Source organism: Kitasatospora sp. NPDC101235, assembly GCF_044767505.1.
Lineage (GTDB): Bacteria > Actinomycetota > Actinomycetes > Streptomycetales > Streptomycetaceae > Kitasatospora.
Map to the genome: position 1 here is coordinate 45,460 of NZ_JBIWNZ010000022.1, position 19,038 is coordinate 64,497.

Sequence of the window (19,038 nt, forward strand, 5' to 3'; positions counted from 1 at the left end):
ATCGTGTGAAGCGCTCGCCGGTCATCGGACGAACTCCCTGCGCGGGTCCGGGCGCCGGGCCTATCCTGTGACGCTCCGCCGAAGGAGTGATCATGCGCAACGGCGACGCCGTACGAACCGCCCTGGACGTCTCGCTGGCGGTCCTCACCCCGCACACCGGGGACCGCGACTGGGACGTGCCCGCCGGACTCCTGGAGTGGAGCTGCCGCGACACCGCCGCCCACATCGCCCACGACCTGCTCGCCTACGCCGGACAGCTCGCCGCCCGCCCCCGGGACCGCTACCTGCCGCTGGACCTCACCGTGCGGCCCGAGGCGGACCCGGCCCAGGTGCTCACCGTGGTCACCGCCGCCGGGTGGCTCCTCGCCACCGCCCTGGACGCCGCCCCGCCCGAGCTGCGCGCCTACCACCACGGGCCGTGCGAGCCGCTCGGCTTCGCCGCGATGGGCGTCGCCGAGACCCTGCTGCACACCCACGACATCACCAGCGGCCTCGGCCTGCCCTGGCAGCCGCCCGCCGAGCTGTGCCGCTTCGTACTCGGCCGGCTCTTCCCGGACGCGCCGCAGGAGCCGGACGCGCACCCGGCGGAGGTCCTGCTCTGGTGCACCGGGCGCGGGGAACTGAACGGCCGCCCGCGCGAGTCCTCGTGGATCTGGCGGGCGGCCAGGGGTGAGTGGCCGGACTGATCCGGTCGGTCAGGCGCTCTCGGTCAGGCGCTCTCGGTGGCGGTGCGCTCGGCCGGGCTGCGCTCGACGCAGAACTCGTTGCCCTCCGGGTCGGCCAGGGTGACCCAGCCCTTGCCGTCCGGGGTGCGGTGGTCGGCCAGCACGGTGGCGCCCAGGGCGACCAGGCGCTCCACCTCCTCGTCCCGGCTGCGGTCCTGCGGCTGGAGGTCGAGGTGGGTCCGGTTCTTCACCGACTTGCCCTCGGGCACCCGGATGAAGAGCAGCGAGGCGCCGGCGGAGTTCACCACCGCCTCCTCGTCGCCCGGGTTGTCGTCCTCGCCCACGGTGCCGTCCAGCGCCTGGGCCCAGAAGGTGGCCAGGGCGTGCGCGTCGGCGCAGTCGATCGTCACGTGCCGTACCAGAGAAGCCATGCGGCTACTCTGACCTGCCCCGTTCGGGTTCGTCCAGCCCTTTCCGGGAGTGCCGGTGGCCGTCCAGCGGGAACGGCGGGAAGGCCGGGAGCACTTCCTCGAACGGGTAACCGGCCTTCTCCGCGACCCGGCAGGAGGCGGGGTTGTCCACCTGGTGCAGCAGGTCGATCCGGCGCAGGCCGTCCTCGGCGAAGGTGGCGAAGGCCCAGACGGTGAGGGCCTCCACCGCGCGCGGCGCCACCCCCCGGCCGCGGGCCGGGGCCGCCGTCCAGTAGCCCACCTCGGCGCTCTCCCCGCCGGGCGTGGGGTACTTGAGCGCGACGTTGCCGACCAGCTCGCCGGCGTCCAGGACGGCGAAGGAGTACCGGGTGCCGACCGCCCGGCCCTCGTACTGGAGACGCAGCCAGTGCGCGGCCTGCTCGGCGTCGTCCACCGGGGTACGGGTGAAGCGGCGCAGGGTCTCGTCCCGGTAGGCCTCGATCAGGGCGGGTGCGTCGGCGTCCTCGAAGGGGCGCAGCAGCAGGCCGTGGGCCGTCAGGGGCGGCGCGGCGACGGTCACTTGAGGCCCTCCCACCAGGACGTCGATGCCGCCGACGGCCTCGTAGAGCGTGCCGGACGGTTGGTCGTTCATGGATGTACTCCCCGTGGGTGAACCGTGCGTTGCGACCTTCCTAGCAGGCGGAGGGCCCGGGCGCGCTCGGACGGCGGGGCCCCGGCCCGCTGTTCGCGCCGGGCTCAGCAAGCGGAGGGCGGGGCTCCCGCTTGACGCTGACGTTGGCGGCAGGGTCGGAGGGTGGGGCCCATGAGCGAAGAGAGCGGGACGCAGGGCAGGGTCGTGGTGGTCACCGGGGCCGGGACGGGCATCGGGCGGGAGACGGCGCGGGCCTTCGCGGCCGAGGGGGCGCGGGTGCTGGCGGTCGGGCGGCGGTTCGAGCCGCTGGCCGGAACGGCGGCCGCGCACCCGGCACTGATCGAGCCGCTGGCCGCGGACGTGACCGGGCCGGACGCACCGGAGGAGATCGTCCGGGCGGTGCTGGAGCGGTTCGGGCGGCTGGACGTGCTGGTCAACAACGCCGGGATCGTGGACGGCCGGCAGGGCCTCGGCGGCTTCGACCGGGCGGGCGTCGAGACGCTGCTGGCCACCAACCTGGTCGCCCCGGTGCTGCTCGGGCAGGCCGCGCTGCCCGCGCTGGAGCGGAGCCGGGGCGTGGTGGTCAACGTCAGCACCGCCGTCGGGCAGCGCGGCTGGCCGAGCAACTCGGTGTACGCGGCGAGCAAGGCGGCGCTGGAGACGGTCACCCGCAGCTGGGCGGTGGAGCTGGCGCCGCGCGGGATCCGGGTGGTGGCGGTGGCGCCCGGGGCGATCGACACCCCGATCGGCGACCACTCCGGGTACGGTCCCGAGCAGCGGGCGGCGATCCGGAAGTGGCAGATCGAGCACACCCCGCTGGGCCGGATCGGCCGCCCGGCGGAGGTGGCCTGGGCGATCACCCAACTCGCCTCGCCACAGGCCTCGTTCGTGACCGGCGTAGTGTTGTCGGTGGACGGCGGCGCGCTGGTGGGCTGACCGGGAGGGGACGGGTGGCGGTGCGGATCGGCGAGCTGGCGGCCCGGACGGGCAGTACCGCGCGCGCTCTGCGGCACTACGAGCAGGCCGGGCTGATCGACTCCGAGCGCGCGCCGAACGGCTACCGCGAGTACGGCGAGTCGGCGGTCGTCCGGGTGCGCAACATCCGCGCGCTGGTGGCCGCCGGGCTCACCCTGGAGGACCTCCGGCCGCTGCTGGGCTGCCTGGACGGGGACGTGCTGTCGAGCCGGCCGTCCGAGCGGGTGCTGGAGATCGCCCGGCAGCGGCTGGCGGTGCTGGAACGCCGGATCGCCGCCCAGACCGAGGCCCGGGACCGGCTGATGGCGGCGCTGGCGGCGGCCGGGGTGGGCGGGGACGGGGTGCATACGGACGGGTGACACCCCCGATCGGGGGTGTGCAGGGGTCGGACGGGAGAGGACAGTGGGCGCCATGCAGATTCCACTCTCCGTGATGGACTTCCTCGACCGGGCCGAGCTGGTCTACGGCGACCGGGTCGGCATCGTCGACGAGCCGGTGCAGCCGGCCGAATCCTGGGGCGAGCTGAGCTACCGCAGGGTCGCCGAGCTGGCCCGGGCCCAGGCCGCCGGGCTGGACCGGCTCGGCGTCGGGCCGGGCGAGCGGGTCGCGATCGTCTCCCACAACTCGGCCCGGCTGCTGACCTCGTTCTTCGGGGTGAGCGGGTACGGCCGGGTGCTGGTGCCGGTGAACTTCCGGCTGAGGGCCGAGGAGGTGTCGTACATCGTCGAGCAGAGCGGCGCCTCCGTGCTGCTGGTCGATCCCGAGGTCGCGGACGCCCTGAGCGGGGTGGTGGCCAAGCACAAGTTCGTGCTCGGCGCGGACAGCGACGCCGTGCTGTACGACTTCGACGGCACCCCGCGGCGGTACGCGGTGGACGAGAACGACACCGCCACCATCAACTACACCAGCGGAACCACCGCCCGCCCCAAGGGCGTTCAGCTCACCCACCGCAACGTCTGGCTGAACGCGACCCTGATGGGCCTGCACTACGGCGCGAGCGACCGGGACGTCTACCTGCACACCCTGCCGATGTTCCACGCCAACGGCTGGGGCCTGCCGTTCTCGCTCACCGGTCTGGGCGCCCGGCACATCGTGCTGCGCAAGGTGGACGGCGCGGAGATCCTGCGCCGGGTCGAGCGGCACGGGGTGACCTTCCTGTCCGGCGCTCCCGCTGTGGTCCAGATGGTGCTGGACGCGGCCGCGGACTGGGACGGCCCGGTGCCCGGCCGGGACCGGGTGCGGATGATCGTGGCCGGCGCCCCGCCGCCGACCTCGGTGGTGCAGCAGGTCGAGGAGCAGCTGGGCTGGGAGTTCATGCAGCTCTACGGCCTGACCGAGACCTCCCCGGTGGTCACGGTCAACCGCTCGCGGGCCGAGTGGGACGTGCTGCCGGCCGCCGAGCGGGCCGAGAAGCTGGTGCAGGCGGGCGCCCCGGCGCTCGGCACCCAGCTGCGGGTCGACGCCCAGGGCGAGGTGCTGGTGCGCTCCAACACCGTGCTGGACGGCTACTGGCAGCAGCCCGAGGCGAGCGCCGAGGCGCTGCGGGACGGCTGGTTCCACACCGGCGACGGCGGCACCCTCACGGACGGCCAGCTGACCATCTCCGACCGCAAGAAGGACGTCATCATCAGCGGCGGGGAGAACGTCTCCTCGATCGAGGTGGAGGACTGCCTGTACGACCACCCGGCGGTGGCCGAGACGGCGGTGATCGGGGTGCCGCACGAGAAGTGGGGCGAGACGGTGAAGGCACTGGTGGTCCTCCGGGAGGGCCACGGGGCGGTCACCGAGGCCGAGTTGATCGCGCACTGCAAGCAGCGGCTGGCCGGCTACAAGTCGCCCACCACGGTGGAGTTCCGGGACGCCCTGCCGCGCACCGCCACCGGGAAGCTGCAGAAGTTCCGGCTGCGCGAGCCGTACTGGACCGGGCGGGATCGCCAGGTCAACTGACCAGCCCCGACTCCCGGGCCGCGAGGGCGAGTTCGGTCCGGTTGCGGACACCGAGCTTGTGCATCGCGGACTTGAGGTAGCCCGTCACCGTGTTGCAGGTCAGGCCCAGTCGGGCGGCGATCTCCGGGTTGGTCCGGCCGGTCGCCGCCCACCGCAGCACCTCGTGCTCGCGCGGGGTCAACGGCGGTGCGGGGGCGGCCTGGCGGGGCTGTTCGCGGCTCCAGGCGGCGGCCCCGGCGAGCGCCCGGGCCGCCGCCTTCGCCAGCGTGCCGACCGCGGAGATCCGCACGTCCCCGAACGGGACGACGGCGCGCAGCGAGGCGTACACCACGCCGTGCACGGTGCCGCCGCCCATCAGCGGGACGGTGAGCATCGCGTACAGGTCCTCGGCGGCCACGGCCGCGTCGTAGTGGTGTGAAATGGTCGTCGCCGCACGGTAGTCGGGCACCCAGGTGGGCGCGCGCTCGGCGAGCGCCCGGCCGCCGAGGCCGAGGCCGGCCGGGACGGGTACGTCGTGCAGCAGGTCGGCCCGGGTGCCGGCCCAGTGGCGCAGCACCATGCCCTCGCTGCCGGGGCGGCCCCCGGGCAGCGGCTCGGGCACGCCGACCAGGCCGACGTCGGCGCCGCACTCGGCCACCACCCGGCGGGCGAGGTCGCCGAGCACGGCGTCCCGCACCAGCTCGGCGGCGCGCGCGGCGAGTTCGGGGTCGTCGGGTTGCGCAGCGCCGTCGACGGGTTGCGCAAAGTGGGGGTCCGCAGCCCTGGTCATCGCGGAATTGTCACACGCTGTGGAGCCGGTGGCGAGAGCCCTGACATGCGTGTTTCGTGGAGTCGCGGACGCCGGCGGGCGGCCGGACGTAAGGTGCGGCCGTGCGCTACCGGCGGGTAGCAACCGCCCGCCGGCAACTGCCTTGACCGGAAGGGGAAGCGATGACCGACCCGAACGCCCCGGGCGACGTCCTGGGCGGGCTGCTGGCCGACCTGCGGGCCGAGAGCGCGGTGCTGGACGACCTGGTCGCCGGGCTGCCGCCCGAGGGCTGGGCCCGCCCGACGCCCGCCGAGGGCTGGACGGTGGCGCACCAGATCGCCCACCTGGCCTGGACCGACGACTGGACGGTGCTGGCCGCGCGAGACCCGGAGGGCTTCGACGCGTCGCTCGGCGGGCGTTTCACCGAGCCGTCGGCGGCCGCCGCAGGCCCGGTCGAGGAGGGTGCCCGCGCGGGTGCGACCGCCGAGCCCGCGGCACTGCTCGCCCGCTGGCGGGCCGGGCGGGAGGAGGTGTCGGCCGCGCTCTCCGCAGCCCCGGCCGACGTCCGGCTGCCCTGGTTCGGCCCGCCGATGAAGCCCGCCTCGATGGCGACCGCCCGGCTGATGGAGACCTGGGCGCACGGTCAGGACGTCGCGGACGCGCTCGGCGTCACCCGCGAGCCCACCGACCGGCTGCGGCACATCGCCCACCTGGGGCTGCGCACCCTGGGCTTCGCCTTCGGCCTGCACGGACTGCCCGCGCCCGAGCGCCCGGTCCGGCTCGAACTGACCGCGCCCGACGGCGGGGCCTGGTCCATCGGCCCGGCCGGGGCGGAGGACGTGGTGGCCGGCCCTGCCCTGGACTTCTGCCTGCTGGTGACCCAGCGCCGCCACCGGGACGACCTCGCGCTCACCGCCACCGGGCCGGTCGCCACCGCCTGGCTGCCGATCGCCCAGGTCTTCGCCGGGGCGCCGGGCAAGGGGCGGCAGCCCGGGGCGTAGGGCAAGGGGCGGCGGCCCGGGGCGTAGGGGCAAGGGGCGGCAGCCCGGGGCGTAGGGCAAGGGGCGGCGGCGTGGGGCGTAGGGCAAGGGGCGGCGGCCCGGGGCGTAGGGCGCGCATCGGGCCCGGGCGTGGCACTGTCGGATCCCCGGGGTTGAATGGCGGGCATGAACGACCTGCTCAGCCGCCTGCCCGCCATCCCCGACCTGCGCGACCGCTGCCGCGCCCTGGCCACCCTCGACGCGATCCTCAGCCCGGACGACTGGGAGTCGCGGTACCACTCCTTCGACGCCTCCTGGGACGAGGGCGAGGAGATGGCCTCGATGCGCAACGGCGAGGGCGACGACTGGTTCGTGGTGTTCTCCCCCGTCGGCGCGTACGGGCGCGGCTTCGACCATGAGGCGCCCAACGCCCCGGAGCTGCTCACGGCCGTGCCCGAGGAGTTCCGCCGCTTCGCCGAGGAGCCCGCCTTCGGGGACGAGGACGGGCCGACGGTCACCCGCTGCTTCTGGCGCGCCCCCGGGGACGACGCCTGGCACGGCGCGGCCGCCGAGCGCGGCGGCGAGCACCTGTTCGCGCTGCTGGCCGACGGTTCGGCCGAGGCCTACCGGGCGTGGGCCGAGGACTGCTTCGAGCCGGAGCACGAGCCGGCCCTCGCCGCGATCGAGCACGTCCTGGCGCTGCGCCCGCTCACCCCGGCCGTGGTGGCGGCGCTCAACCCGGACACCGACCTCGACGAACTCTCCGCGGACCTCACGGAGATCGGCTACCCGCGGATCTCCGACCTCGCCGACGATCCCGCCTCCTGACCCCGCTCCCCGGCCACCCCGCCGCGCCCCGCTCAGAGGCCGATCCGGAGCGGGGTGAGCCAGGTGGCGATCAGGTTGGTGGCGCCCCGGTCGCGCTCGATGTGGCCGTGGACCAGCAGCCCGGCCCGGTCCAGGGCGGTGCGGCGCTGCGACTCCCAGACCGGGCGGTTGCAGATCACGTTGATCAGCCCGGTCTCGTCCTCCAGGCTGAGGAAGAGCACCCCGCCGGCCGTCGGCGGCCGCTGCCGGTGGGTGACCAGGCCGCCGACCACCACCGCCGTGCCCGGTGGGACGCCCGGGAGCTGGGCGGCACAGAGGGCGCCGCCGCGCTCCAGTTGGGTGCGCAGGTGCTGGAGCGGATGGCTGGTGGCGGAGGTTCCGGTGGCCCACAGGTCGGCGATGGTCTCCTCGACCGGGCTCATGCCGGGCAGCTCCGGCGCCTCGGCGCCTGGGGTGGTGCCGGGGATCAGCTCGGCCGAGATACCGGCGAACGCCCCCGCCGCCCACAGCGCCTGACGTCTCGTCAGACCGAAGCAGTCGAAGGCTCCCGCCGTCGCCAGCGCCTCCAGGACGGGCCCGGGCAGGCCGGTGCGGCGGGCGAAGTCCTCCAGGCCGGCGTACGGCTGCCCGGCCACGATCGCCTCGGCCTGCGGGGTGCCGATGCCACGCACCGTCTCCAGGCCGAGCCGGATCGCCGGCTGCGGGCGTCCGGCGGTCAGCGGTGGTTTCGGGGTCGGCCCCCGGTACGGCTCCAGGGTGGGCCGCGCCCCGCTGGCGTTGACGTCCACCCCGCGCACCCGCACGCCGTGCCGCCGGACGTCCGCGACCAGGCTGAGCGGCGAGTAGAAGCCCATCGGCTGGTTGGCCAGCAGGGCGCAGGTGAAGGCCGCCGGGAAGTGGTGCTTCAGCCAGGCGCTGGCGTACACCAGGTAGGCGAAGCTGATCGCGTGGCTCTCCGGGAAGCCGTAGCTGGAGAAGGCCTCGATCTTGCCGTAGACGTCCTCGGCCACCTCGGGCGGAATGCCGCGCTCGGCCATCCCGCCCAGCAGCCGCTCGCGCAGCCGGGCGACCCGCTCGTGCGAGCGCTTGGCGCCCATCGCCTGCCGCAGCCGGTCGGCCTCCGAGGGGGTGAACCCGGCGCAGTCGATGGCGAGTTGCATCATCTGCTCCTGGAACAGCGGCACCCCCAGGGTCTTGCCGAGCGCGTTCTCCATCAGCGGGTGCGGGCAGCCGGCCGGCTCCGCCCCGGCGCGGCGGCGCAGGTACGGGTGGACGGAGCCGCCCTGGATCGGGCCGGGGCGGATCAGCGCGACCTCGACCACCAGGTCGTAGAAGTGGTCCGGCTTGAGCCGGGGCAGGGTCGCCATCTGCGCCCGGGACTCGACCTGGAACACGCCGACGGTGTCGGCCCGGCGCAGCATCGCGTACACGCCCGGGTCGTCGTCCGGGATGGTGGCCAGGTCGTAGCGCAGGCCGTGGTGCTCCGCGACCAGGTCGCAGGCGTCGTGCAGGGCGGCGAGCATGCCGAGACCGAGCAGGTCGATCTTCACCAGACCGGCGCCGGCGGTGGACTCCTTGTCCCACTGGAGCACGGAGCGCCCGGGCATCCGGGCCCACTCGGTGGGGCAGATCTCGCCGATCGGCTCCCGGGTGAGCACCATGCCGCCCGAGTGGATGCCCAGGTGGCGGGGCAGGCCGTGGAGCTGGGTGGCGAGCTGGAGCACGTCGGCGGGGATGACGGCGTCCGCGCCGGGGGCGGAACGGAAGTCGGTCTGCCGGCTGAACGCGTCCACCTGCCCCTGCGGGTAGCCGAGCACCCGGGCGGCGTCGCGGATCGCCAGCCGGGGCCGGTAGGTGATCACATTGGCGACCTGGGCGGCGTGCTCGCGCCCGTAGCGGCCGTAGACGTACTGGATGACCTCCTCGCGGCGGCGGTTCTCGATGTCCAGGTCGATGTCGGGCGGCCCGTCCCGGGCGGTGGAGAGGAAGCGTTCGAACAGCAGCTTGTAGTGGATCGGGTCGACGGCGGTGATCCCGAGGGCGTAGCAGACCGCCGAGTTGGCGGCCGAGCCGCGGCCCTGGCACCAGATGTCCCGGCTCCGGCAGAAGTCCACGATGTCGTGCACGATCAGGAAGTAGCCGGCCAGGTCGAGGTCCTCGATCACGTCCAGCTCCTTGGCGAGCTGGCGGCGGGCGGCGGCGTTGCCGGAGCCGAAGCGGGCCGGGCCGCCGGCCGCGACCAGGGCGCGCAGATGGCCGATCTCGGTCTCGCCCGCGGGGACGGGGAAGCCGGGCAGCTCCGGGTCCAGCCCGGCGAAGTCGAAGGCGCAGGCCCGGCCGAGCTCGGCGGTGGCCCGCTGCACCCCGGGGAAGCGGGCCAGCCGGGCCGCCATCTCGCGGCCCGAGCGCAGGTGCGCGGTGCCGGCCGCCTGCGTCCAGCCGGCCGCGTCCTGGAGGGTGCGGCGCTCGTGCAGCGCGGCGAGGCTCTGCGCGAGGCGGCCCTGGGCGGGGCCGGCGTGGTGGGCGTTGGTGGAGGCGACGGCGGGGAGTTCGAAGCGGGCGGCGAGTGCGGCGAGGGCGTCGTTGCGCCGGTCGTCGCCGGGCAGCCACTGGTCGATCAGCTCGACGTGGACGTTCTCGCGGCCGAACGCCTCGGTGAGGGTGCGGAGTCGGTGCCCGGCGCTACCGTCTACGAGGCCTGCCGGGACCCGGCCGAGCCGGCAGCCGGTGAGCACCGCCCAGTGGCCGTCGTGCGCCCCGGCGAGCGCCGCGAGGTCGTACACCGGGTTGCCCTTGGCGCCACCGGCCAGCTGGGCGGCGGCGATCGCGGCGGAGAGGCGCCGGTAGCCGGCCGGGTCGCGGGCGAGGACCAGCAGGTGCTCGGGGTCACCGGATTCGTGGCGGAGGGTCAGCTCGGCGCCGAACACGGTGGCCAGGCCCGTGCCCCGGGCCGCCTCGGCGAGCCGGACGGCGCCGTACAGGCCGTCGTGGTCGGTGATCGCGAGGGTCTCCACGCCCAGCCGGACCGCCTCGGCGACCAGGTCCTCCGGGTCGCTGGCGCCGTCCAGGAAGCTGAAGGCGGAGTGGACGTGCAGTTCGGCCCAGGGTTCGGCCTTCCCGGACCCGCATTCGGACTCGGGCTCGGGCTCCGGGGCCGGGGCCGGTGGCTGCTCCGGGGCGGAGCGGCGCAGCGGGACCACCGTACGGTCCGGCGCCGCGCCGGTCAGCCGGCGGTGCAGCTCGCTCCAGGGGAGGGTGGGGTGGCTGGTGAAGCCCATCGGGGGTTGCCTTCGTCGTTCTCGTGCTCGTCCTGCTCCCCCTCCTTCTGCTCCTCCTTCCGGGTCCCGGGGCCGCTAGTCGTAGCCGGCCTCCAGGTACCAGGCACCCCCCTCCACGGTGAGCAGCAGCGCCCGGCCGCCGCCCACCACGACCTGGAACCGCGCCCGGCGCCGGGCCAGCGACTGGTCCCACCAGTACTCGACCGCCGGCCAGGGCCCGGTCCAGCCGTCCACCCGTTCCTCCCGGCCCCGGACCACGACCAGGGCCGGCCGGGCCGACACCCCCGCCCGGCCGTCCACCGTGACCGGCCGCCCGGCCCCGTCCAGCACCCGCACCGGCGCCGGCTCCCGCAGCACCACGGCGGGCCACACCTCCGGCAGCCGCCCCGGCCAGGGCGCGTCGGCCGGCACCGCCGCCTCGTACGGCTCGCCCCACGGCACCTTGACCACCTGCTCGCCCGGGCCGCGCCCGCCGGCCGGCTCGATCCGGCGCAGCCCGGCGTGCCCGAGCACCGCCTGCACCCGGGCGACCGCGCGTTCCACCCGGTCGTCCGCGACGGCCTGGCCCCACAGTGCGAGCTGGCGGCCCTGGTCCGGGGAGAGGCCGTCGGGGGCCAGCCGCAGCAGGGTGAAGCCTTCCCGGCTGCCCTGGTCGCCGCTCGCGAAGGTGCCCGCGCCCTGCCAGGCCTGGAGCTGCCAGCGGACCCGCTCGGCCAGCGCCGTCGCGGACAGCCGGCCCTCGTGCCGCCACAGCCGGGAGGCCGTCCGGCCGTCCGCGCAGGCCACCTCGACGGCCACCCGGCGGCAGGTCAGCCCGGCCCCGGCCAGCCGCTGGTTCAGCTGCTCGGCCAGTGTGCGGGCGACGAACACCAACGGCTCGGCCAGTGGCTCCGGCGGGTCGAAGCGCTGCTCGACGGCGAGGTCCGGCTCCTCGTCGCGCGGCACCAGCGGGCGCGGCTGCAGGCCGCGGGCCAGCCGGTGCGCGACCGTCCCGGACGGGCCGAAGCGGTCCGCGACCGACTCGGCCGGCAGCGCGGCGAAAGCCCCGACGGTGGGCAGGCCGAGCCGCCCGAGCAGTTCGGCCAGCGCCTCGTCGCCCAGCGCACCCACCGGGTACGGGGCGAGGAACTCCGCCGTCCGGCCGGCCGGGACCAGCACCCCGGCCCGGGCGGCGAGCACGGCGGCGAACAGGCCGTCGGCGACGCCGACCTGGGCCTGCGGGGCGGCTGTGTTCTGGGCCTGCGGAACGGCTGTGCCCTGGGCCTGAGGAACGGCTGCCCGCCGTTCCTCGACAACCACCGCGCCCGGGACGGCGTCCGGGAGGAGCGGCTGCCCGAGGGCGTCCGCCACCGCCCTGCCGACCTTGCCGGCCAGCGCCTCCTCACCGCCGAAGTAGCGGCCCGGGCCCTTCACCGGGATCGCGCACAGGCCCGGGCGGATCACCTCCACCCGGGGCGTGAACGCCTCCACCGCCGCGACCACCGGCTCGAAGCGGCGGGTCTCCGCCTCCGGGTCGCGGTCGCGCAGCTCCAGCTCCGGGCAGAGCCGCTGGGCCAGCTTGAGCCGCTGCCCCTGTCGTACCCCGGCCGCCCGGGCGCCCGCCGAGCAGGCGAGGATCCGCCCGCCCTCGGTCACCGCGACCGGGTCGTCGCCAGTGACGGCCGCCACCGGCCAGTCCGGGCACCAGACCACCAGCACCCGGGGGGTCCTGTCGTCCGCCATCTCAGACCACCGCCGCCACGCGGAGTGCCATCGGCTCGACCACCGGTTCCGCCACCGGCTGTGGCTGCTCCTGGAGCGGGCGCACCGCGCCGTGCTCGTCCGGCAGCCAGAGCCGAGCCGTCCGGCCTCGCGCCGCCGAGCCTCGGCCCTCGGCCACCACCTCCACCTGCCGGCCGACGAGCTGCCCGTGGCCGTCGCCCAGCCCGAACCAGCGCCCGGAGCGCACCCCCAGCCGCAGCGCCGCGCCCGGCCACGGTCCGGCGACCAGCAGCACGCAGCCGCTGCGCCGCAGCACCGCCGCCAGCCGGGCGGCCAGCTTCGGCGGCACCGGCCCGTCCGGGCGCAGCATGATCAGCTCGACCGCGCCGGCCAGCACCGACACCACCTCGGCCCAGTGCGGCCCCGGGTCGTCCGCGACCAGCAGCCGCCGCAGGTCCAGCCCGTACCCCTCGGCGGCGGCCAGTCCCAGGTCCGGCAGTCCGACCGCCGCGGCCCAGCCACCCCCGGTCTCCTTCACCCCGGCGGCGAGGGCCAGCAGCAGCCCGGTGTCCCCGCCCGCCACCGACACCGCCGTCCCCCGGCGCAGCCCGGCGTCGGGCAGCACCTCCCGCAGCGCGGACGGCACCGGAAGCAGTCCCCTGGACTCCGCCGCCCGCCCCGCTCCGTCCCCCCGCTCCCCGGACACGGCAGCCGGGGACGCCACCGGGCGGAGCACGGGGCGTGCGGGCTGCTCGGCGGCGGATTCGAAAACAGATTCGAAAACGGGCACAGACCCAGGATCGAACATTCGTTCGCAAAGATTCAAGTCCGGCCTGCCCCCCCGCCCGCCACTCCCCGTGCACCCTGTCGCCGCGCAGGCCGGGCAGGTGGGTGATGGCGTTCGCCCGACCGGGTACCGACAAGCATTTTTTCCTTGACAAATTTTTTTGTCGGCTGAATGCTGGAACGGTGCTGGAAGTCGCCGTGATCGAAGAACCCGCCGCGGCCGAGGCCTCGCTGGACCCGATGCGGTCACGCCTCCTCGCCGCCCTGACCGAGCCCGGCTCGGCCGCCATGCTGGCCGCCCGGCTGGGGCTGCCCCGGCAGAAGGTCAACTACCACCTGAAGGAGCTGGAGCGGCACGGCCTCGTCGAACTCGCCGAGGAACGCCGCAAGGGCAACGTCACCGAGCGGGTGTACCGCGCCACCGCGGCCTCCTACGTGATCTCCCCCAGCGCCCTCGCCGCCGTGAGCCCGGACCCCGCCCGCTCCCCCGACCAGCTCTCCGCCCGCTGGCTGCTGGCGCTCGGCTCCCGGCTGGTGCAGGAGGTCGGAGCCCTGCTGACCGGCGCCTCCCGGGCCCGTCGGCGGGTCGCCACCTTCGGCATCGACGCGCAGGTGCGGTTCGCCTCCGCGGCCGACCGGGCCGCCTTCGCCGAGGAGCTGGCCCAGTCCGTGGCCACCCTCGTCAGCCGCTACCACGACGAGTCCGCCCCCGGGGGCCGCAGCCACCGGGTGGTCGTCGGACTCCACCAGATCCCCGCCCTCCCCGCCGCGCAGTCCGGAGCCGCAGCGGAGCAGGACGAACCCGGCAGGGACCGGAACGAACCTGGCGGGGATCGGAACGAACCCGGCGGGGATCGGAACGAACCCGGCACGGAACAGGCCGGCACCCGGGCAGACCAGGAGGAACCACGATGACCCACCCGTTCGAGATCGAACTGGAGACCTCCCTGCCGGCGAGCCCGGAACAGGTCTGGGAGGCGATCGCCACCGGTCCGGGGATCGACTCCTGGTTCATGGGCCGCAACGAACTGGACCCGCGCGAGGGCGGCACCGCCGTCATGGAGACCGGGGGCCACCGCGAGGAGGCGGTCGTCACCGCCTACGAGCCCGGCAAGCGCCTGGCCACCCGTACGGCCACCGGCGAGGACGGCCGGTTCATGGCCTTCGAGTACCTGATCGAGGGCCGGGACGGCGCCGCCACCGTGCTGCGCGTCGTCCACAGCGGCCTGCTCGGCGACGACTGGCAGGACGAGTACGACGCACTGCGCCGCGGCTGGCCCTTCCACCTCCACACGCTCCGCGAGTACCTCGCCCACTTCCCGGGACGCACCGCCGTCCCCGTCTTCGCCGCCGCGCCGTCGTCCGGCCGACCGGAACCGGAGGTCCGGGCCCTCCTCGCCCGCGCCCTGTCGCTGCCGCTCCCGGTCGCCGCGGGCACGCGGGTCCACGGCGAACCGGCGGGCCTGCCGCCGCTGGACGGCGAGGTGGTCTGGGCGGACGACGAGCGCTTCGAGGTCCGCACCGCCGACGGGCTCTACACCTTCCACCACGGCTCCGGCCTGGTGCTGATGTTCCACCACCTCTTCGGCCCGGCTCCGGACGGGGCCGAGGCCGCCTGGCAGCAGTGGCTGGCCGGGGTCCTCGCCTGACCTCTCGGGCCTTCAGGCCCTCAGGCGTTCCTCCAGGCCTTTCACACCCTTCAGACCTGCCAGACCCGACAGACCTGGCAGACCCGGCAGACGCAGACCCGTACGAGAACCGAGGAGCCCACCATGCGCACCCTGATCAGCACCGCCTTCATCTCGCTCGACGGCGTCGTCGAGGGCCCCGGCGGCGAACCCGGCTACCGCAACTCCGGCTGGACCTTCAAGGACATCGAGTTCCTCCCCGAGGCGTTCGAGATCAAGGGGCGGGAGCAGGAGGAGGCCGCCGCGATGCTGCTCGGCCGGGTCAGCTACCAGGCGTTCAGCCCGGTGTGGCCGGACATGGCGGAGTTCGCCCGCTACAGGACGCTGCCGAAGTACGTCGTCTCCGCCACCCTCGCCGAGGACGACCTGGTGTCGAACTGGGGCGAGACCACCATCCTGCGCTCGCTCGACGAGGTCGCCGCGCTGAAGGAGACCGAGGGCGGCCCGATCATCGTCCACGGCAGCGCCACCCTGAACCACGCCCTCTCGGACGCCGGCCTGATCGACCGCTACCACCTGCTCGTCTTCCCGCTGCTGCTCGGCGCCGGCAAGCGTCTGTTCAGCGCGACGGACAAGGACACCCAGAAGCTGAAGCTGGTCGAGTACGAGGCGTACCGGAACGGCATCCAGAAGCAGGTCTTCGACGTCGTCCGCTGACCGTTCCCCCTTCTCCGGTGAGAGCGCGGGCGGGGCGGGACGCTCTGCCCGCCCCGCCCCGCCCTGGGCCGTCAACGTCCTTCTTCGGGGCACCAGATGAACACCTCGCTGCTCGGCTGCCGCTCCGAGAAGAGCCCCGACGGCGAGGTCCGGGCGAGGAGGCGGCGAAGGTCCGACCCGAAGGCCGGGCGGCGCTCGGCGAAGAGGTGGGGGGCCGAGGAGGAGAGCGCGAAGACGCCCGCGACCGCGTCGTCGGCCGTACGTTCCAGCGGCCGCCCGCCCGGGACGACGATCCGCTGCGGACCGGCGAAGCCCGCCCGGGCGAGGACCGTGGCCTCGCCGCCCGGCGTGCCGTGCGGCAGCAACCCCTGCCCGGCGCGGCGGACCGGGCCGAGGTAGCGCCGGACCAGTTCGCCGATCGCGGCGTACGGGACCGGCGGGTGCGGCAGCCCCTCGGTGGGGCGCGGTTCGCCCTTCAGGTCCGAGATGTGCGCCAGGGCGCCGCCGGGCCGCAGCATGCGCCGTACGGTCGCCGCCACCAGGTCGCGGTCCATCCAGTGGAAGGACTGGCCGAAGGTCGCCAGCGTGAAGGTGCCGAGGCCCGCCGGGAGTTCCTCGGCCCGGGCCCGCACCCAGGTGGCCCTGGGCTCCGCGGCGCCCGCCCGGCGCGCCTCGGCGATCATCCCGGCGTCCGGGTCCACCCCGACGACCTCGCCGAACAGGTGCGCCAGACCCAGCGCCAGCGTGCCCGGCCCGCACCCCACGTCGAGCAGCCGTCCCCGCCCGTCGAGCCCCAGCGCCCCGGCCAGCGCCTCCGCCAGCCCGGGGGCGTACGGGAGCCTGCCGCGGGTGTAGTGGGCGGCCGTTCCGGCGAACAGCGTCCCGTCCCAGGTCCAGGCGCCGTCGGTCATGGCCGCTCCCTCGGGGAGGTTCCGGTGTGGGGTGAACGGAGCCGATCGTGGCATGAGTTGACGGCCGGTCACGTCCTGGCGGGGTTGGAAATCAATGGACAGGCATCCTGTGGCCAACAGACTGATCCCATGACAGTGACAGATGACAAGACCGACCTCCGGATCTACATCCAGGACGCCCGCGACGCTCTGCTCTGGAAGCTCGAAGGCCTCTCCGAGTACGACCTGCGCCGCCCGCTCACACCCACCGGAACCAACCTGCTGGGCCTGGTCAAGCACGTCACCGGCGCCGAGGCCCTCTACTTCGGCGATGCCTTCGGACGCCCCTTCCCCGAACCGGCCCCGGTGTGGATCACCGGCCGGACCGAGCCCAACGGCGACATGTGGGCACGGGCGGACGAGAGCACCGAGGAGATCATCGGGCGCTACCGGCGGGTCTGGGCGCACTCCGACGCCACCATCGAGGCCCTGCCGCTGGACGCCGTCGGCACGATGCCGTTCGGCGCCCGCCACGAGCAGACCCTGCACCGGGTGCTCGTCCACATGATCGCCGAGACCCACCGCCACGTCGGCCACGCCGATCTGGTCCGCGAACTCGTGGACGGCGCCACCGGCCAGCGCTCCGACGGCGCAAACACCGCCCCCGGCGACGCCGACTGGTGGCGGGCCCACCACGACCGTGTGGAGCAGGCGGCCCGGGAGGCCGGCGGACTCGCCTGAACCGGAGACGTCAGCCTCCGTGCCGGGCGGCCGCGCCGACGTGCCGTACGACAGCGGCCGCCCGGTCGGCGAGCGGCCCCGGCGCGATCGGGACGCACGTGTACCCGAACTCGGCATAGGCCTCCCGATGGATCCGCTCGAACCGCAGCGACTCCTCGTACGAGATGCGCCGCGCCTCGGTCGGGGTGACGAAACCCGGGCTCTCCACGAAGAACACCCGGCGTTCGTAGACCCCCGCCTCCCGGATGCGGTCGAGTTCCCCGGCCAGAGCCGGGGTCACCGGATGGCCGAGGTACACCGCCAGGGCGTACGTGCACACCGGCGAGCGGTCGAAGAACCGCACCTCCCCCGGCGGGCCGACGGCCCCAACCTGCCGCCGCCGCTGCAGGGCGACCACCGCGTCCACGAACGACGGATCCGTCCACGGCTCCGGCTCGCCCTGGGCCTGCCGCAGCGCAATGACGTCCGTGGCGGCCTCCTCGACCACCGGGAAACCCGCGCACTCCAGCCAGCGCAGGATCGCCGTCTTTCCGGCCCCCGGCGTACCGGTCAGCAGGTAGCGCTTCATCCCCGCACCCTACGGGCCCGGTGGCGACGCACGGGCGCCATGGGGTGTCGGGCCCCCGCCGACTGCCACGCGCCCCTCCCCGCGGCCGCGCCCGGGGAAGCGCCTCGCAGCTTCGGGCCCGGCTGCACGGCCGCCACGCCCCTTCCCGCTCGGAGAGCGCCTCGGTGGTGTCGGGCCGGGCCGCTAGGGTCTGTGGGTCACGGGGTAGGCCGGGAAAGGGTGGGGCACGTGAGGTGTGAGCGGGTGGCGGAGCTGCCGGGTGGGGTGGTGCACGCGGGGAGTCGGGAGTTCCTGGTGCGGGAGGGGCTGCCGACGGCCGGGGCGTTCCTGGCCTTCGAGGCACTCGGGGGCGGGGAGCTGACGGCGTTCCCGGCGGAGGCGGAGCGGCTGTTCGTCCTCGGGGAGACGGAGTACTGCACGCCGTTCGCCGCCACCGGCAGCCTGGTGCTGCTGGACGGGGTGACCGGGGAGGTGTTCCTGGACAACGGCGGCCCGCGGCGCGACCTGCTGGCCTCCGGCCTGGCCGCGCTGGCGGGCCTGGTCCGCGAGGTGGATGCGGTGGCCGGGGCGGCCCGGCGCCCGGAGGCGCTGGGCGGGCGGCGCGGGCCCACCGCGATGGCCGAGGTGTTGGCGGGGGCCGAGCGGCGGATGCGGGAGATCGATCCCGGGCTGTTCGACGACGAGTCCGCACCGCCCCCGCACTGGGGCACCGCGCTGCTGGTGCGGGCGCTGGCCTGGGGTGCGCTGCCGGGTGGTCCCGGCGGGCCCGCGTACGAGATAGCCCCGGAGCTGGTGACGGAGCTCGCGGCGCTGACGGACCAGGACGGCGGCCCCGGCCGGGTACACCGGTTCCGGCCCGAGGATCTGCCCGCCGCCCTGGTGCACGGGCCGACCCGGCAGCTGCTGACCGAGGTCGGCCTGCCGCTGGGCGGGGCGATGTTCGGAGTGTGCGAGGAGCCGCTGGTCAGCATGGGCGAGGCGTACCCCGAGTACTTCGACGGCGAGGAGGAACGCCCGTACCAGCGGGACTTCCTCGCCCTCGGGGACTGGCCGACCGACCTCACGATCGCCCTGGACGGCGCCACCGGCCGGCTGGAACTCCCGGACTGGTACGACGACGGCCACCCCGAGGCCTACCTGAACCGCGACCTGTCCGCCCTGCTCTACGCCCTCTGGACGTACGAGCGGCTGCGCGCCGAGTGGGACCGCTGGGACTACGGCCGGGCCCGGGGCACCTGGGCGGTGTTCGACCCGCAGGCGCTGCTGAGCGCGGTGGTGGACCGGCTGGTGGAGGCGGTCGACCCGGAGGCGTTCGCCTCGCCCGGCTGCTCCTGGCGGCTGCTCGCCGAGGACGGTCACATGGGCGGCCTGCTCGGCTGAGCCGCTCGGCCGAGCTGCACCGGTGACGGGCGGTGGGCGGCGGCTGGAGGCGGGCGCGTCCTGGTTCCCGGTGGTGCTGTTGTCCTACGGCCTGCTGACGGTTCTGGTGCGGTCGGTGGCCGGGTTCCGCCGGGCCGCCCCGGG

General features: G+C 75.1%; 19 protein-coding genes. 11 read left to right on the top strand and 8 right to left on the bottom strand.

Features of this window, described 5'->3' with window-relative positions; all coding sequences use genetic code 11:
- The first annotated feature begins 92 nt into the window (after nt 1–92).
- Nucleotides 93–686 carry a maleylpyruvate isomerase N-terminal domain-containing protein gene (locus ACIRRH_RS30205; RefSeq protein WP_403073697.1) on the top strand — a complete coding sequence of 198 codons (594 nt, stop codon included), beginning with the start codon at nt 93–95 and terminating at the stop codon, nt 684–686.
- A gap of 23 nt (nt 687–709) precedes the next feature.
- Here ACIRRH_RS30205 and ACIRRH_RS30210 read toward each other — a convergent pair whose 3' ends face one another.
- Nucleotides 710–1,096: a VOC family protein gene (locus ACIRRH_RS30210; protein WP_403073699.1), complete on the bottom strand. Its 387-nt coding sequence runs from the start codon at nt 1,094–1,096 to the stop codon at nt 710–712.
- Nucleotides 1,097–1,100: 4 nt separating this feature from the next.
- Nucleotides 1,101–1,727 carry a GNAT family N-acetyltransferase gene (locus ACIRRH_RS30215; RefSeq protein WP_403073701.1) on the bottom strand — a complete coding sequence of 209 codons (627 nt, stop codon included), beginning with the start codon at nt 1,725–1,727 and terminating at the stop codon, nt 1,101–1,103.
- A gap of 171 nt (nt 1,728–1,898) precedes the next feature.
- On the opposite strand from ACIRRH_RS30215, the gene ACIRRH_RS30220 reads away from it, so the two are divergent.
- From ACIRRH_RS30220 to ACIRRH_RS30230, 3 genes are read left to right on the top strand one after another with little or no spacing between them, the layout of a single operon-like run.
- Nucleotides 1,899–2,663: an SDR family NAD(P)-dependent oxidoreductase gene (locus ACIRRH_RS30220; RefSeq protein ID WP_403073703.1), complete on the top strand. Its 765-nt coding sequence runs from the start codon at nt 1,899–1,901 to the stop codon at nt 2,661–2,663.
- A gap of 20 nt (nt 2,664–2,683) precedes the next feature.
- Nucleotides 2,684–3,061 (top strand): MerR family transcriptional regulator, encoded by a 378-nt coding sequence (locus tag ACIRRH_RS30225; RefSeq protein WP_403073896.1) that lies wholly within the window; start codon nt 2,684–2,686, stop codon nt 3,059–3,061.
- 52 nt (nt 3,062–3,113) lie between these two features.
- A complete protein-coding gene (locus ACIRRH_RS30230; protein ID WP_403073705.1) occupies nt 3,114–4,649 on the top strand; it encodes an AMP-binding protein in 1,536 nt (511 codons plus the stop codon).
- Here ACIRRH_RS30230 and ACIRRH_RS30235 read toward each other — a convergent pair.
- Nucleotides 4,642–5,418: a LuxR C-terminal-related transcriptional regulator gene (locus tag ACIRRH_RS30235; RefSeq protein ID WP_403073707.1), complete on the bottom strand. Its 777-nt coding sequence runs from the start codon at nt 5,416–5,418 to the stop codon at nt 4,642–4,644. The genes ACIRRH_RS30230 and ACIRRH_RS30235 overlap by 8 nt on opposite strands.
- 161 nt (nt 5,419–5,579) lie before the next feature.
- Between ACIRRH_RS30235 and ACIRRH_RS30240 the strand changes: the two genes are divergently transcribed.
- Together ACIRRH_RS30240 and ACIRRH_RS30245 are read left to right on the top strand one after the other, a co-directional pair.
- Nucleotides 5,580–6,398: a TIGR03084 family metal-binding protein gene (locus ACIRRH_RS30240; protein ID WP_403073709.1), complete on the top strand. Its 819-nt coding sequence runs from the start codon at nt 5,580–5,582 to the stop codon at nt 6,396–6,398.
- 165 nt (nt 6,399–6,563) lie between these two features.
- Nucleotides 6,564–7,205 carry a hypothetical protein gene (locus ACIRRH_RS30245; RefSeq protein WP_403073711.1) on the top strand — a complete coding sequence of 214 codons (642 nt, stop codon included), beginning with the start codon at nt 6,564–6,566 and terminating at the stop codon, nt 7,203–7,205.
- A 32-nt stretch (nt 7,206–7,237) separates the two neighbouring features.
- On the opposite strand, the gene ACIRRH_RS30250 is transcribed toward ACIRRH_RS30245, so the two are convergent.
- From ACIRRH_RS30250 to ACIRRH_RS30260, 3 genes are all read right to left on the bottom strand, one after another.
- Complete coding sequence (locus ACIRRH_RS30250) at nt 7,238–10,483, bottom strand: error-prone DNA polymerase (RefSeq protein ID WP_403073713.1); 3,246 nt, start codon at nt 10,481–10,483, stop codon at nt 7,238–7,240.
- A gap of 75 nt (nt 10,484–10,558) precedes the next feature.
- Entirely contained in the window at nt 10,559–12,205 is a 1,647-nt protein-coding gene (locus ACIRRH_RS30255; protein WP_403073714.1) for a DNA polymerase Y family protein, read from the bottom strand.
- 1 nt (nt 12,206) lies between these two features.
- A complete protein-coding gene (locus ACIRRH_RS30260) occupies nt 12,207–12,830 on the bottom strand; it encodes a hypothetical protein (RefSeq protein WP_403073716.1) in 624 nt (207 codons plus the stop codon).
- Nucleotides 12,831–13,153: 323 nt separating this feature from the next.
- Between ACIRRH_RS30260 and ACIRRH_RS30265 the strand changes: the two genes are divergently transcribed.
- The 3 genes from ACIRRH_RS30265 (at nt 13,154) to ACIRRH_RS30275 (ending at nt 15,315) form a co-directional block, all read left to right on the top strand.
- Nucleotides 13,154–13,885, top strand: a complete 732-nt coding sequence (locus tag ACIRRH_RS30265; RefSeq protein ID WP_403073718.1) for an ArsR/SmtB family transcription factor — start codon at nt 13,154–13,156, stop codon at nt 13,883–13,885.
- The gene (locus ACIRRH_RS30270) at nt 13,882–14,619 is read left to right on the top strand and encodes an SRPBCC domain-containing protein (protein WP_403073720.1); all 738 of its coding nucleotides are present in this window, start codon (nt 13,882–13,884) and stop codon (nt 14,617–14,619) included. The genes ACIRRH_RS30265 and ACIRRH_RS30270 overlap by 4 nt, the downstream gene beginning before the upstream one ends.
- A 123-nt stretch (nt 14,620–14,742) precedes the next feature.
- Complete coding sequence (locus tag ACIRRH_RS30275; protein WP_403073722.1) at nt 14,743–15,315, top strand: dihydrofolate reductase family protein; 573 nt, start codon at nt 14,743–14,745, stop codon at nt 15,313–15,315.
- A 71-nt stretch (nt 15,316–15,386) separates the two neighbouring features.
- On the opposite strand, the gene ACIRRH_RS30280 is transcribed toward ACIRRH_RS30275, so the two are convergent.
- A complete protein-coding gene (locus ACIRRH_RS30280) occupies nt 15,387–16,226 on the bottom strand; it encodes a class I SAM-dependent methyltransferase (protein ID WP_403073724.1) in 840 nt (279 codons plus the stop codon).
- A gap of 129 nt (nt 16,227–16,355) precedes the next feature.
- Between ACIRRH_RS30280 and ACIRRH_RS30285 the strand changes: the two genes are divergently transcribed.
- Complete coding sequence (locus ACIRRH_RS30285) at nt 16,356–16,946, top strand: DinB family protein (protein WP_403073726.1); 591 nt, start codon at nt 16,356–16,358, stop codon at nt 16,944–16,946.
- 10 nt (nt 16,947–16,956) lie between these two features.
- On the opposite strand, the gene ACIRRH_RS30290 is transcribed toward ACIRRH_RS30285, so the two are convergent.
- Complete coding sequence (locus tag ACIRRH_RS30290) at nt 16,957–17,514, bottom strand: ATP-binding protein (RefSeq protein WP_403073728.1); 558 nt, start codon at nt 17,512–17,514, stop codon at nt 16,957–16,959.
- Nucleotides 17,515–17,757: 243 nt separating this feature from the next.
- On the opposite strand from ACIRRH_RS30290, the gene ACIRRH_RS30295 reads away from it, so the two are divergent.
- On the top strand, nt 17,758–18,894 hold the full coding sequence (locus tag ACIRRH_RS30295; protein ID WP_403073730.1) for an SUKH-4 family immunity protein: 1,137 nt from the start codon (nt 17,758–17,760) through the stop codon (nt 18,892–18,894).
- Nucleotides 18,895–19,038: the final 144 nt, after the last annotated feature.